Origin of the sequence: Mesorhizobium sp. M0862 (genome assembly GCF_040319795.1) — a bacterium.
Taxonomy (GTDB): Bacteria; Pseudomonadota; Alphaproteobacteria; order Rhizobiales; family Rhizobiaceae; genus Mesorhizobium.
This window is the reverse complement of the sequence record NZ_JAMYOJ010000009.1, coordinates 53,768-67,623: the sequence shown is the minus strand read 5'-3', so window position 1 is coordinate 67,623 and position 13,856 is coordinate 53,768. Positions and strand designations below refer to the sequence as shown.

At 61.9% G+C, this 13,856-nt stretch carries 16 protein-coding genes; 14 read left to right on the top strand and 2 right to left on the bottom strand.

Annotation, left to right across the window (positions count from 1 at the left end; all coding sequences use genetic code 11):
* Positions 1-29: 29 nt before the first annotated feature.
* The gene (gyrA, locus tag NKI15_RS15690) at positions 30-2,819 is read left to right on the top strand and encodes a DNA gyrase subunit A (protein WP_352514075.1); all 2,790 of its coding nucleotides are present in this window, start codon (positions 30-32) and stop codon (positions 2,817-2,819) included.
* A 56-nt stretch (positions 2,820-2,875) separates the two neighbouring features.
* On the opposite strand, the gene NKI15_RS15685 is transcribed toward gyrA, so the two are convergent.
* Complete coding sequence (locus NKI15_RS15685) at positions 2,876-3,022, bottom strand: hypothetical protein (RefSeq protein WP_023712381.1); 147 nt, start codon at positions 3,020-3,022, stop codon at positions 2,876-2,878.
* Positions 3,023-3,216: 194 nt separating this feature from the next.
* Here NKI15_RS15685 and coaD point away from each other — a divergent pair, with 194 nt between their 5' ends.
* From coaD to tgt, 7 genes are all read left to right on the top strand, one after another.
* A complete protein-coding gene (gene coaD, locus NKI15_RS15680; RefSeq protein WP_023696507.1) occupies positions 3,217-3,717 on the top strand; it encodes a pantetheine-phosphate adenylyltransferase in 501 nt (166 codons plus the stop codon).
* Between the two features lie 168 nt (positions 3,718-3,885).
* Positions 3,886-4,380: a peptidylprolyl isomerase gene (locus tag NKI15_RS15675; protein ID WP_245259922.1), complete on the top strand. Its 495-nt coding sequence runs from the start codon at positions 3,886-3,888 to the stop codon at positions 4,378-4,380.
* A 43-nt stretch (positions 4,381-4,423) separates the two neighbouring features.
* Positions 4,424-4,936: a peptidylprolyl isomerase gene (locus NKI15_RS15670; RefSeq protein WP_023670956.1), complete on the top strand. Its 513-nt coding sequence runs from the start codon at positions 4,424-4,426 to the stop codon at positions 4,934-4,936.
* 12 nt (positions 4,937-4,948) lie between these two features.
* The gene (locus NKI15_RS15665; RefSeq protein ID WP_023684639.1) at positions 4,949-5,398 is read left to right on the top strand and encodes a DMT family transporter; all 450 of its coding nucleotides are present in this window, start codon (positions 4,949-4,951) and stop codon (positions 5,396-5,398) included.
* Complete coding sequence (queA, locus tag NKI15_RS15660) at positions 5,398-6,486, top strand: tRNA preQ1(34) S-adenosylmethionine ribosyltransferase-isomerase QueA (RefSeq protein WP_023834129.1); 1,089 nt, start codon at positions 5,398-5,400, stop codon at positions 6,484-6,486. Before NKI15_RS15665 ends, queA begins: the two co-directional genes overlap by 1 nt.
* Positions 6,476-6,736, top strand: coding sequence for a hypothetical protein (locus tag NKI15_RS15655; protein WP_352514074.1), 261 nt, complete (start codon positions 6,476-6,478; stop codon positions 6,734-6,736). Before queA ends, NKI15_RS15655 begins: the two co-directional genes overlap by 11 nt.
* Positions 6,729-7,859 (top strand): tRNA guanosine(34) transglycosylase Tgt, encoded by a 1,131-nt coding sequence (tgt, locus tag NKI15_RS15650; RefSeq protein ID WP_023706199.1) that lies wholly within the window; start codon positions 6,729-6,731, stop codon positions 7,857-7,859. Before NKI15_RS15655 ends, tgt begins: the two co-directional genes overlap by 8 nt.
* A gap of 7 nt (positions 7,860-7,866) precedes the next feature.
* Here tgt and NKI15_RS15645 read toward each other — a convergent pair whose 3' ends face one another.
* Positions 7,867-8,289, bottom strand: a complete 423-nt coding sequence (locus NKI15_RS15645; protein WP_352514073.1) for a DUF4864 domain-containing protein — start codon at positions 8,287-8,289, stop codon at positions 7,867-7,869.
* Between the two features lie 192 nt (positions 8,290-8,481).
* Here NKI15_RS15645 and NKI15_RS15640 point away from each other — a divergent pair, with 192 nt between their 5' ends.
* The 6 genes from NKI15_RS15640 (at position 8,482) to NKI15_RS15615 (ending at position 13,816) form a co-directional block, all read left to right on the top strand.
* Positions 8,482-9,093 (top strand): DsbA family protein, encoded by a 612-nt coding sequence (locus NKI15_RS15640; protein ID WP_023834127.1) that lies wholly within the window; start codon positions 8,482-8,484, stop codon positions 9,091-9,093.
* 68 nt (positions 9,094-9,161) lie between these two features.
* On the top strand, positions 9,162-9,398 hold the full coding sequence (locus NKI15_RS15635; protein WP_023670963.1) for an Lrp/AsnC family transcriptional regulator: 237 nt from the start codon (positions 9,162-9,164) through the stop codon (positions 9,396-9,398).
* Between the two features lie 273 nt (positions 9,399-9,671).
* The gene (locus tag NKI15_RS15630) at positions 9,672-11,084 is read left to right on the top strand and encodes a circularly permuted type 2 ATP-grasp protein (protein ID WP_023670964.1); all 1,413 of its coding nucleotides are present in this window, start codon (positions 9,672-9,674) and stop codon (positions 11,082-11,084) included.
* Positions 11,085-11,230: 146 nt separating this feature from the next.
* Positions 11,231-12,172, top strand: a complete 942-nt coding sequence (locus tag NKI15_RS15625; protein ID WP_023693403.1) for an alpha-E domain-containing protein — start codon at positions 11,231-11,233, stop codon at positions 12,170-12,172.
* Positions 12,173-12,257: 85 nt separating this feature from the next.
* Positions 12,258-13,052: a transglutaminase family protein gene (locus tag NKI15_RS15620; RefSeq protein WP_023670966.1), complete on the top strand. Its 795-nt coding sequence runs from the start codon at positions 12,258-12,260 to the stop codon at positions 13,050-13,052.
* A 32-nt stretch (positions 13,053-13,084) separates the two neighbouring features.
* Entirely contained in the window at positions 13,085-13,816 is a 732-nt protein-coding gene (locus tag NKI15_RS15615) for a proteasome-type protease (protein WP_023684646.1), read from the top strand.
* Positions 13,817-13,856 lie beyond the last annotated feature (40 nt).

Here is a 13,856-nt window from a genome sequence, read left to right as displayed (position 1 = left end):
AATGATTCCTGATTAGATTGTGATCCGATTTGACCGACCAAAAACCCCCGCGCGGCGCCGACGGCGGCCCCACCGGCATCGAGCCCATCTCCATCATCGAGGAGATGCAGAGCTCCTACCTCTCTTATGCCATGAGCGTGATCGTCAGCCGTGCGCTGCCCGATGTGCGCGACGGCCTGAAGCCGGTGCACCGCCGCATTCTCTATGCGGCGCATGAGAGCGGCTATCACTGGAACCGCAAATATGTGAAGTCGGCCCGCCCGGTCGCCGACGTGATGGGTAAATACCATCCGCATGGCGACGCCTCGATCTACGACGCCTTGGTGCGCATGGCGCAGGACTGGTCGCTGCGCGTTCCGCTGATCGACGGGCAGGGTAATTTCGGCTCCATCGACGGCGATCCGCCGGCGGCGATGCGCTACACCGAATCGCGGCTGACCAAGGTCGCACATGAGCTGCTGGAGGACATCGACAAGGAAACCGTCGATTTCCAGGAGACTTATGACGCCTCCGACACCGAGCCGAAGGTGCTGCCGGCTCGCTTCCCCAACCTTCTGGTCAACGGTTCCGGCGGCATTGCCGTCGGCATGGCCACCAATATTCCGCCGCATAATCTGGCCGAGATCTGCAACGGCGCCATCGCCATCATCGACAATCCGGCGATCGATTTGCCGGCGCTGATGGAGATCATTCCGGGTCCCGATTTCCCGACCGGCGGCATCGTGCTCGGCCGTTCCGGCATCTACAGCGCCTATGCGACGGGTCGTGGCTCCATCGTCATGCGCGGCAAGGTCAATGTCGAGCAGCGCGGCAACGACCGTGAATCGATCATCATCACGGAAGTCCCGTACCAGGTGAACAAGGCCTCGATGATCGAGAAAATGGCCGAGCTGGTGCGCGACAAGCGCATCGAAGGCATTTCCGACATTCGCGACGAAAGCGACCGCCAGGGCTACCGCGTCGTCATCGAGCTGAAGCGCGACGCTGTCGCCGACGTCATTCTCAACCAGCTTTACCGCTTCACGCCGCTGCAAACCTCCTTCGGCGCCAATATGGTGGCGCTGAACGGCGGCAAGCCGGAAGTGATGAACCTGACCGACATGCTGAAGGCGTTTGTCAGCTTCCGCGAAGAGGTGATTAGCCGGCGCACGAAATTCCTGCTGCGCAAGGCGCGCGACCGCGCCCACGTGCTGGTCGGCCTCGCCATCGCCGTCGCCAACATCGACGAAGTGATCAAGCTGATCCGCACCGCGCCCGATCCGCAGACGGCGCGCGAGCAGTTGATGGAGCGGCGCTGGCCCTCCGGGGACGTGGAGTCATTGATTCTGCTTATCGACGATCCGCGCCATCGCCTCAATGAGGATGGCACCTACAACCTCTCCGAGGAACAGGCGCGCGCAATCCTCGAACTGCGCCTGCAGCGCCTGACCGCGCTCGGCCGTGACGAAATCGCCGACGAGCTGAACACGATCGGCGACGAGATCAAGGATTACCTCGACATTCTGTCGTCCCGCGCCCGCATCCAGCAGATCGTCAAGGACGAGCTTGCCGCCGTGCGCGACGAGTTCGGCACGCCGCGCCGCACCGAGCTCACCGACGGCGGCGCCGACATGGAAGACGAGGACCTGATCCAGCGCGAGGACATGGTCGTCACCGTCAGCCATTCCGGCTACATCAAGCGCGTGCCGCTGTCGCTCTACCGGGCGCAACGCCGCGGCGGCAAGGGCCGCTCCGGTATGTCGACCAAGGAAGAGGATTTCGTCACCCGGCTGTTTGTGGCCAACACGCATACGCCGGTGCTGTTCTTCTCCTCGCGCGGCATCGTCTACAAGGAAAAGGTCTGGCGGCTGCCAATCGGCAATCCGCAGTCGCGCGGCAAGGCGCTGATCAACATGCTGCCGCTGGAGCAGGGCGAGCGCATCACCACCATCATGCCGCTGCCCGAGGACGAGACCAGCTGGGGCGAACTCGACGTCATGTTCGCCACCACGCGCGGCACCGTGCGCCGCAACAAGCTGTCCGAATTCGTCCAGGTCAACCGCAATGGCAAGATCGCCATGAAGCTGGAGGAGGAGGGCGACGAGATTCTCGGCGTCGAGACCTGCACAGACAATGACGATGTGCTTTTGACCGCCAGCTCCGGCCAGTGCATCCGCTTCCGCGTTGGCGATGTGCGCGTCTTCCAGAGCCGCAATTCGGTCGGCGTGCGCGGCATAAGCATGGCCGAGACCGACCGCATCATCTCCATGTCGGTCATCGAGCATGTCGATGCTTCACCGGCGGAACGCTCCGCCTACCTCAAGCGGGCAGCACTGGAGCGGCGGCTTGCCGCCGAGGTGACCGGCGAGGAAGAAGAGATTGCACTCACCAATGAGGAGATTGGCGAGGAGACTGAGCTTTCCGACAGCCGTTACGAAGAGCTCAAGGCGCATGAGCAGTATGTGCTGACGGTGACCGAATATGGCTACGGCAAGCGCTCGTCATCCTACGATTTCCGCCTGACCGGACGCGGCGGCAAAGGCATCCGCGCCACCGACGTGTCGAAGGTGGCCGAGATCGGCCAGCTGGTGGCGACTTTCCCGGTCGGCAATGACGACCAGATCATGCTGGTTTCGGATGGCGGCACGGTCATCCGGGTGCCGGTCAACGGTATCCGTTTCGCCAGCCGCGCGACCAAGGGCGTGACCATCTTCAACACCGCCGAAGGCGAGAAGGTGGTTTCGGTCGAACGGATTTCGGAGCCGCAGGCCGACGAGGATGTCGAAGAGGGTGTCATTGAGGCCGGCGCCGGAGATGCCGTACCGGACAGCACCGAATAGGTTTGAGCAACAACGCCGGCCCGATGGGCCGGCGCAAACAAGAAACTAGCAATAAATCAGGGGCGATGGTGGGGCCAGCGAGCGCCGAAACCTTCGAACCGCTTTGTGCGGACACGGACGCGCTCTGCCTCGCTATGCAATCCGAATGCGGTGGCGATCAGCATGGCGACGGTCATTGCGGTGGCGAGCATGTAGATCAGCATGTGCGTGTTCTCCTGCGCCTATCCAACGGTTAGATCGGGTTTTGGTTTCATCTTCCGAAGTGCAAACTAGCGAACGCGGCGTGAAGTCTTCGTGATCAAGGCATTCATCTGTCGTTCATGTCTGCGAAAAGGTTCACGCAGATGTTCCCAATCGCATTTGCCTTCCGCCCAATGCCCCGCTAGAAGCACCTCCCATGACCGATCGCATCGCCCTTTATGCCGGCTCCTTCGACCCGCTGACCAACGGCCATCTCGATGTGCTGAAGGCATCGCTGGCTGTCGCCGACACGGTATATGCGGCGATCGGCACCCATCCCGGCAAGACGCCGCTGTTTTCCTTCGACGAACGGGTGAAGCTGATCGAGGCCGCGACGAACGCCGAATTCGGCCGCGACGGAGCCCGGATCAAGGTCGTCGCCTTTGACGGGCTGGTCATCGACGCGGCCCGCAAGCATGGCGCCTCGATCATGATCCGCGGCCTGCGCGACGGCACCGATCTCGATTACGAGATGCAGATGGCCGGCATGAACGAGACCATGGCGCCGGAACTGCAGACGGTTTTTCTGCCCGCCAGTCCATCGGTACGCACCATTACCGCCACACTTGTGCGCCAGATAGCCTCGATGGGCGGAGACATCCGTCCCTTCGTACCGGCCGCCGTTGCCGGCGCGCTCACCGCCAAATTCGCGAAATAGTGCATGTCGCCCAAAAGTGGATGCCGGTTTTGGGGCAACGACATGCACCCTAACAAAGACCTTCGGAGATCCCTTATGCAGCTGAAAAAGCTCGCCTCGTTCCTCGTCGTGCTTGCCGGTCTCGTGACCGCATCCGTTTCGGCCTTCGCCGCCGAACCGGAAAACACCATGGTCATCACCTTGAAGAACGGCGACGTCACCGTCGCGCTACGCCCCGACCTGGCACCCAAGCATGTCGCCCAGATCAAGAAGCTGGTGCGCGAAGGCGCTTATAACGATGTCGCATTCCACCGCGTCATCAACGGCTTTATGGCGCAGACCGGCGACGTCAAGTTCGGCAACATGAAGAAGGGGTTCAGCCCCGAGGCCGTCGGCACCGGCGGTTCAGACCTGCCCGACCTGCCGGCGGAATTCTCGCAGAGCGAACATTTTAAGCGCGGCACGCTCGGTATGGCCCGTTCGCAGGACCCGAACTCCGCCAATTCGCAGTTCTTCATCATGTTCGCGCCGGCGCCGAACCTCGATGGCCAGTACACCATCGTCGGCAATGTCGTCAGCGGCATAGAGCTGGTGGACAAGATCAAGAAGGGCAACGAGGCGGACAACGGCACGGTCAGTGAGCCCGACCGCATGATCAAGGTACGCATCGCCGCCGACAAGTAAACCTATCAAATCATTCTGTTTTCTGAGATAAAGGATATCCGACATGGCTGAGATCAAGGACCGCGAGAACGCGCTCATCCTGGAAACGACCAAGGGCAAGGTCGTCATTGAACTGTTCCCCGACCTGGCCCCGGGCCACGTCGCCCGGATCAAGGAACTGGCCCGCGAAGGCGCCTATGACGGCGTGGTTTTCCACCGCGTCATCGAAGGCTTCATGGCGCAGACCGGTGACGTCAAGTTCGGCAATTCGACCAAGCCCACTTTTGCCCCCTCCCGCGCGGGCATGGGCGGCTCGGAAAAGCCGGACCTGAAGGCTGAGTTCTCCAACGCCAACCATGGTCGCGGCACCTGCTCGATGGCCCGTTCGCAGAACCCGAACTCGGCCAATTCGCAGTTCTTCATCTGCTTCGACGATGCCGCTTTCCTCAACCGCCAGTACACGGTCTGGGGCCAGGTCATCGAAGGCATGGACAATGTCGACAAGATCAAGCGCGGCGAGCCGGTGGTCGATCCCGACAAGATCGTGTCGCTGAAGGTCGCGGCCGACGTCAGGTAAGGACAAACGAAGATGATGGGCTTGGTCTGGTCGCTGCTCGGCATCCTGTCAGGCGCCTTCATCGCCGTCCAGGCGCCGATCAACTCGCAGCTGGCGCGCGGCCTGGGGCTCCCGGTCGCGGCTGCTGCGTTTTCGTTCCTGTCGGGCGCGATCGTGCTTGGTATCATCTCCATTGCCGTTGTGCGGCTGCAGGACATCTCGCTCGACTGGAAGGCGCCGGCGCCTTGGCTGTTCATCGCCGGCGGCATGCTCGGCGGTTTCTATGTTACCCTGTCAACCATTCTTACGCCGCGCATTGGTGCAGCCGCGTTGATGGCGTTCCTGGTTGCCGGCCAGTTGCTGGCCGGCATGCTGATCGATCGCGTCGGCTTTCTCGGCGTGGCGGTGCGCGAGATTTCGCTCGGCCGCATCGCCGGCGCGGTGCTGCTGTTGGCCGGAGCGCTGCTCGTCCGGCTCTACTGATGCGCGTCGATCTCTTCGACTTCGACCTGCCGGAGGAGCGCATCGCGCTGCGCCCGGCCGAGCCGCGCGACAGCGCCAGAATGCTGGTGGTCAGGCCAGGCGAAGACTTTGCGGACCGCGCGGTGCGCGACCTTCCGTCCTTGCTCAGAACGGGCGACGTGCTGGTCTTCAACGACACCAAGGTCATTCCTGCCCAGTTGAGAGGCATCAGGCGGCGCGGCGAAGCGCAGGCGCAGGTCGACGCCACGCTGCATATGCGCATGGCGCCGGACCGCTGGCTGGCCTTCATGCGGCCGGGCAAGCGCATCGCCGCCGGCGACCGCATCCATTTCGGCCATGACGGCAATTCCTGTTTTCTCGGCCAACTCGACGCCACGGTCATCGAGAAGGGCGACGCCGGCGAGGCGTTGCTCGGCTTCGACCTCTCCGGCCCATTTCTCGACGAAGCGCTGCGCGCCGTCGGCCACATCCCGCTGCCCCCCTATATCGCCTCCAAGCGCGACGACGACGCACGCGACCTGACGGATTACCAGACAATCTATGCCAAGGAGGAGGGCGCAGTCGCTGCCCCCACCGCAGGCCTGCATTTTACGCCGGAGCTGTTTGCCGCGCTGGATGCAAAAGGCATCGAACGCCGCTTCGTCACCTTGCATGTCGGCGCCGGCACCTTCCTGCCGGTCAAGGCGGACGACACCGCTGACCACAAGATGCATGCCGAGACCGGCTCGGTCAGCGAAGCAACAGCCGACGCTCTGAATGGCGCCAAGGCGCGGGGCGGGCGCATCATCGCTGTCGGCACGACCTCGCTGCGCCTGCTGGAGAGCGCGGCACGGCCTGATGGCTCGCTGACCGCCTGGTCCGGCCCGACCGACATCTTCATCACGCCGGGCTATCGGTTCAAGACCGCCGACCTGCTGATGACCAATTTCCATCTGCCGCGTTCGACGCTGTTCATGCTGGTTTCGGCCTTCAGCGGCCTAGATACGATGCGTGCGGCCTATGCTCATGCCATCGGGAACGATTACAGGTTCTATTCCTACGGAGATGCAAGCCTGCTTTATCGAGCGGAGATGAGCGATGGACGATGACCTGCAGGCCTTTGATCGCGAAAGCCTGATCGCCGAAGTGAAGAAATTGCGTGCCGGCATTCGCCAGCATCGAGATGCCACCGGCCACTGGCATCCCCCCAACTTGTGGGATCTGCTGCCGGAAAGGACCGATCCATCGATTGCCGTGCCGCCATGGCCGAAATTCATGCGCGGCTGCATCCAATACCGCCAGTCGCTCGACAGGCAGGCGCCAGGCGCGCCTGTCCATGACAAGGAATTCAATGGCTGAGACATTCACCTTCAAGATCCTCGCCACCGACGGCAAGGCGCGGCGCGGTTCCATCACCATGCCGCGCGGCGAAATCCGCACGCCGGCCTTCATGCCGGTCGGCACCGGCGGCACGGTCAAGGCCATGTATATGGACCAGGTGCGCGGCGTCGGCGCCGACATCATCCTGGGCAATACCTATCATCTGATGCTGCGCCCCGGCGCCGAGCGCGTGGCGCGGCTTGGTGGGTTGCATGAATTCGCCCGCTGGCCGCAGCCGATCCTGACCGACAGTGGCGGTTTTCAGGTCATGTCGCTGTCGAAGCTCAGAAAATTGACCGAGAAGGGCGTCACCTTTCGCTCGCACATTGACGGCGCTGCCTACGAGATGTCGCCGGAGCGCTCGATCGAGATCCAGGGCCTGCTCGATTCCGACATCCAGATGCAGCTCGACGAATGCACAGCGCTGCCGGCCGACCTCAAGCAGATCGAGCGCGCGATGGAGCTGTCGCTGCGCTGGGCCGAGCGCTGCAAGACAGCGTTCGGCGATCAGCCCGGCAAGGCGATGTTCGGCATCGTCCAGGGTGGCGACAACGCAGCTCTCAGGGTGCGTTCGGCGCAGGCGCTGAGCGCGATGGAGCTGAAGGGCTATGCGGTCGGCGGCCTGGCCGTCGGCGAACCGCAAGCGGTGATGCTGGATATGCTGGAGATCACCTGTCCGGAATTGCCTGACAACAAGCCTCGATATCTCATGGGCGTCGGCACGCCGGACGACATCGTGAAATCGGTGGCGCGCGGCATCGACATGTTCGACTGCGTGATGCCGACCCGCGCCGGCCGCCATGGCCTGGCCTATACCAGGCGCGGCAAGGTCAATCTCAGGAATGCCCGCCATGCGGACGATCCGCGGCCGCTGGACGAGGAGAGTGACTGCCCGGCGGCACGCGACTATTCACGCGCCTATCTGCATCATCTCGTGCGCTCGCAGGAGGCGCTGGGCGCGATGCTTCTGACGTGGAACAACCTGTCTTACTATCAGAAGCTGATGCAGGACGTTCGCGCCGCGATCGAGGCAAAGGCCTTCGAGGCGCGCACATCAGACATTTCAGAGGGATGGGCGAGGGGTGATATTCCGGTGCTGTAGCCGGGCCTCAGGTACTGAGCGAATTCGCTGCGCGCAAGCTGCAGCCGGTGATCTGAAAGCTGCCGTCGGGCTGCTGTTCCAGCGTGTAGACCGCCTCATAGTCCTTACCGTCGGGTCCGACGATCAGCACTTGCTGGATTATCGAAGTTGGCCCCATCTGCTCGACCTTGCCGAAGGAATAGCTCTGCGGCTGGCGCACCGGCGGATAGCCGTTGGTCACCATGTTCATGAAGGTGTCGACGGTCGGAAAGATGCGCTTCACATTCGGAGCGGCGAAACTGTACGCCTTGGCGCCATCATTGGCGATGAGCGCCTTCAACTGACCATCGATGACGGCCTGGCCGGCCTTGACTTCGGCGTCGCCGGCAAGGGCTGCCGAGACGAACAACGCGAACAGCAATGAAACGACTGCGAATGCGGTGCGGCGCATGGCCTGTCTCCATTGTCCTCAACAAAACCTGTCCCGGGACGCATCATACCATACGCTTGGCGGAGCCTCACGGTTTCAGCAACCGCAATATTTGCCACGCAAGTGCCACAAGATCATGCTTAAGCCTCCTTTAACGCGGGGCGCGCATCGTAGGGACGGGTGGGGACCCGTTCGCGCAACCAGGGGACGACCATGTTCAAGCAGCCGATCGACCGGCGCGTTTTGCTGAAGGGCGCGGCAAGCCTCGCAGTTTTGGCTCCCTTGCCCGCCTGGGCAAGCACTGGGCCGACCGTCACGGAAGTCGCCTTCGATCCCGCCATTCCAGCGCTCGGCAACCCCGATGGCGACGTCACCATCGCCGAATTCGTCGACTATCAGTGCCCGATCTGCAAGCTCGTCTTCGTCGAGCTGAAGAAGTTGATGGAAGAGGACAGCGGCGTTCGGCTTGTGATGAAGGACTGGCCGATCTTCGGCGACGTGTCGCGCGACGCGGCGCGGGTGGCGCTGTTGAGCGGCGAACACTATGCCGCGGCGGTCGATGCGCTGATGACCAACCAGCGCGGCCTTTCGGAACGCCGCACCAACGACATCCTTTCTTCCGTCGGTGTCGATGTGGCCATGGTGCGTGCCGACCTCGCCATCCGTGAACCCGACATCGACGCTGCCCTTGTCCGCACTGAAACCCAGGCGACGGCGTTCAAGCTGCGCGGCACGCCAGCCCTGGTCATCGGCGGCAACCTGTACCGGCGCGGCATGCCGGTGTCTGAACTGAGGCAAGCCGTCGCCAAGGCCCGCTCCGCCTGATGCTTGAAAGCCGGGCGGCAGTCTGCCACAAGGGCCGCTTGAGTGCTGAAGCTTGATCGGGACCGGCAATGAAGACGTTTTTCATGCAGATAAAGTGCGATCTGGGCAAGTCCTATGAGGTCGCCAGCGCGCTCGCCGATGCCGAAATCGCCTCGGAGATCTACTCGACCGCCGGCAATTACGACTTGCTTGCCAAATTCTACGTCGACGACGAGGAAGATGTCGGCCACTTCGTCAACGAGAAAGTGCAGATTATTCCCGGAATCAAGGACACCTTCACGGTCGTCACTTTCCGCGCATTCTAAAGCAATTCCAGGAAAAGTGTGAAGCGGTTTTCCGTCCGGAATTGCGTCAAAGCAAAAAGCCATGGCAGGTCGCCGTTTCCATGAAACGGTGAACTGCTATGGCCGCATCAGGCACTTGCCCGGCGACAAGGCAGAGCCTGATTAAGGTCCTGTTCCGACTGCCCGAATTTTGGGCAGTCGGAACATACTGATCGCCGATATCCTCCAAATCACCGATTGCGCTTGATTTTCTCCCACGACGCCAGTGAAATGGCGTCACAGGGGAGTATGCGATTGGCAGCGTTCGATGAAATGCTTCCGGAAGTTTCCGGGCTTAGACAACCGTATACGGCTTACGACCGCTGGCTGAAGGAGCAGGACCCGGCCAGGCTTACCGAAAAGATGCAGGACGCCGAGCGCGTCTTCCGCAAGACCGGCATTACCTTCGCCGTCTATGGCGAGCAGGAAGCCTCCGAGCGGCTGATCCCCTTCGACATCGTGCCGCGCATCATCTCCGGCAATGAATGGCGAAGGCTGACGCAAGGCATCGAGCAGCGCGTGCAGGCGCTGAACGCTTTCCTCGACGACATTTACCACCGCCAGGAAATCCTGCGCGCCGGCCGCGTGCCGAGGGAGCTGATCGCCAGGAACGAGGCGTTCCTGCCGGAAATGATCGGAGTGCGGCCACCGGCCGGCGTCTACACCCACATTATCGGCGTCGATATCGTCCGCATCTCGGAGAACGAGTTCTACGTGCTGGAGGACAATGCGCGCACGCCGTCGGGGGTCTCCTACATGCTGGAGAACCGCGAGACGATGATGCAGCTCTTTCCCGAACTGTTCCAGCAGATCAAGGTGCGGCCGGTGGAGAATTATCCGCAATTGCTGCGCCAGTCGCTGGCGGCAGTGCGGCCGCAAAGCACCAAGGGCGCACCGACCATTGCCGTGCTGACGCCGGGCAGCTTCAACTCCGCCTATTTCGAACATGCCTTCCTCGCCGACCAGATGGGCGTGCAGTTGGTCGAAGGCCAGGATCTGCGCGTTGTAGACGGCCACGTCGCCATGCGCACGACCGAAGGCTACAAGCAGATCGACGTGCTTTACCGGCGCGTCGACGATTCCTTCCTCGATCCGCTGACCTTCCGGCCGGACTCGGCCCTTGGCGTGCCCGGCATCATGGACGTCTACCGCGCCGGCAACATCACCATCGCCAACGCGCCGGGAACCGGCATCGCCGACGACAAGGCGATCTATTCCTACATGCCCGACATCGTCGAGTTCTACACCGGCCGCAAGGCCATCCTCGGCAACATCCCGACCTGGCGCTGCTCGGAGCCCGACAGCCTGAAATACGTGCTCGAACACATCCATGAGCTGGTCATCAAGGAAGTGCACGGCTCCGGCGGCTACGGCATGCTGGTCGGCCCGGCTGCGACCAAGAAGGAATGCCAGGATTTCGCCAAGAAGCTGCAGGCGAAGCCCTCCAACTACATCGCCCAGCCGACGCTGGCGCTGTCGACTTGCCCGATCCTGACCGAAAAAGGCCTGTCGCCGCGCCATGTCGATCTCAGGCCCTATGTTCTGGTCTCCGACCGAATCCAGATCGTTCCCGGCGGCTTGACGCGGGTGGCGCTGAAGGAGGGGTCGTTGGTCGTGAATTCCTCGCAAGGCGGCGGCACGAAGGATACGTGGGTGTTGGACGATTAGGTAGGGAATAGGGCAGTAGGCAGTAGGCAGTAGGCCGTAGGCAGTAGGCAGTAGAGGGACAAGAAATGCCATATTCCACAGAGATTCAAATGCTTACTAATCCCTACTCACTATTCCCTACTCACTAGCCCGAAGGGCCACTTCACATGCTTCTCGGCCGCACCGCCAACGGGCTCTACTGGATGAACCGCTATATCGAGCGGGCGGAAAACATGGCGCGTCTGGTCGATGCCGGCCTTCGCATGGCGCTGACCCGCACCCAGAGCGCGTCGGAAGAGTGGAATTCGGTGCTGCTCAGCGCCGGCTCCGACGTCACCTTCACGCAGAAATACAAGGACTATACCGCCGCCAACGTCGCCGACTTCCTGCTGCGCGACACCTCGAACCCGTCGAGCACGATGTCGGCGATCGAGACCGCTCGCAACAATGCCCGCATGGTGCGCACCGCGCTGACGCGCGAGACCTGGGAGAGCATCAACGAAGCCTGGATGGCCCTGAAGCGCATGCTGGCAAAGCCGATCGACGAGCGCGACCTGCCGAGTGTGCTCGACGCCATCAAACGCGAGACGGCGCTGATCCGCGGCTCGTTCTACGGCACGATGCTGCGCAACGAGATCTTCGACTTCTCGCAGCTCGGCACCTATGTCGAGCGGGCCGACAACACGGCACGCATCCTCGACGTGAAATACTACGTGCTGCTGCCGTCGATCTCCTGGGTCGGCTCGAGCCTCGACAACTACCAGTGGGAATCGATCCTGCGCTCGGTGTCGGCGCACCGTTCCTATCGCTGGGTCTATGAGGCCGACTACAAACCAACCAACATTGCCGACTATCTGATCCTCAATGTGCGCATGCCGCGCTCGCTGACCTTCTGTTATCGTTTTCTCGCCGAGCATCTGAAGTTCCTCGGCGACGACTATGGCGACCGTCATGCCTGCCACGCCACCGTCGACAGGACACAGGCGATGCTGCAGGCAGGGTCGATCAAGGACATATTCGACGCCGGCCTGCACGAATTCCTGGCCAGGTTCATTCAAGACAACACCAAGCTTGGCGAAGAGATCGCACAAGATTACCGGTTCAATTGAGCATGATCGCGAACCGGAGGGCCGCGCTAGCGACAAGTGGGACCCGGTTTTCGGATAAGATCATGCTTACAAACGGAAAATAGGCATGCGGCTCAAGATCACCCACCGTACCGAATACCGCTACGACGCGCCGGTGCACTATCTGTTGCAGCGGCTACGCCTGTTACCGGTCAGCGGACCGACGCAGACCGTCTTGTCCTGGGCGCTGAAGATCGAGGGCGCGCGAGAGGAAGTCCGCTTTAACGACCATTTTGGCAACGATAACAGGCTGTTGAGCGTCGAGGGCGAGCGCGACTTCATCACCGTCGAGGCCTCCGGCGAGGTTGTCACGCGCGACACAGCAGGCGTGTCCGGCCCGCATCACGGCTTTGCGCCGCTGTGGCTGTTCAGCCAGGAGACAGCTTTGACCATCCCCGGCGAGGGCATAAGCGAGCTTGCCGCGGCGGTCGGCAAAGGTACCGACATCGAAAGGCTGCATCGGCTGATGGCGCTGATCGTCGAGCGCGTCGCCTACACGCCGGGCACCACCAGTGTGACGACCCCGGCGGAAGAGGCATTGGCGCTGAAGACCGGCGTTTGCCAGGATCACAGCCACATCTTTGTCACCGCAGCCCGCGTCATGGGTTTTCCGGCCCGCTATGTCAGTGGCTATCTGATGATGGATGCGGCCATCGAGCAGGCGGCGAGCCATGCCTGGGCCGAAGCTCATGTTCAGGGTCTCGGCTGGGTCGCCTTCGACGCCGCCAACGGCATTTCCCCCGATGAACGCTATGTCAGGGTAGCCACCGGCCGTGATTATCGCGACGCCTCGCCGGTATCGGGAATTCGACTGGGACAGGCGGAGGAACAGCTTGCAGTCACCGTCACGGTAGAGCAGTAGTCTCCGGCAAGATTGCTGCCTGAAGAGATTCCATGACTTATTGCGTCGGCCTCAAGATCGATCGTGGGCTCGTGTTCATGTCGGACACGCGCACCAATGCCGGGATGGATTCGATCTCCACTTTCAAGAAGATGCATGTCTGGGAAGAGCCAGGCGAGCGCGTCATCGTGCTGATGTCGGCCGGCAATCTGGCCACGACGCAGGCCGTGGTCAGCCTGCTCGACGAGCGCACCAAGGCAGTGGCGGAACGCCACGCGACGCTGCTCGAGACCCCATCCATGTACCAGACGGTGCGGCTGGTCGGCGACACCGTCAAGGAAGTCATCGCCAGCTCGTCGCCTGCCGGCGAAAAGGCGGATTCCTATTTCAACGCCTCCTTCATCCTCGGCGGCCAGATCAAGGGCAGCCCGCCACGGCTGTTCATGATCTATCCCGAGGGCAATTTCATCGAATCGACCGACGACACGCCGTTCTTCCAGATCGGCGAGACCAAATACGGCAAGCCGATCATCATCCGTGCCTATGAAAGGACGATGAGCCTGGCTGAAACGGTCAAGCTCTTGCTGGTATCGTTCGATTCGACGCTGAAATCGAACCTGTCCGTCGGCCTGCCTCTCGACCTGCTGTTCCTGGAGGAGGACACGTTCACGGTGGGTTTGAAAAAGCGCATCGGCCAGGACGATCGATATTATCGTGCTATTTCCGAAGGCTGGTCGAACGCGTTGAAGACGGCCTTTGCCAGCCTGCCGGATTTTCCGGGGTAGCGCGGGAACCTTCGTCGCGGTTGCCTGTCTCTATTTAACA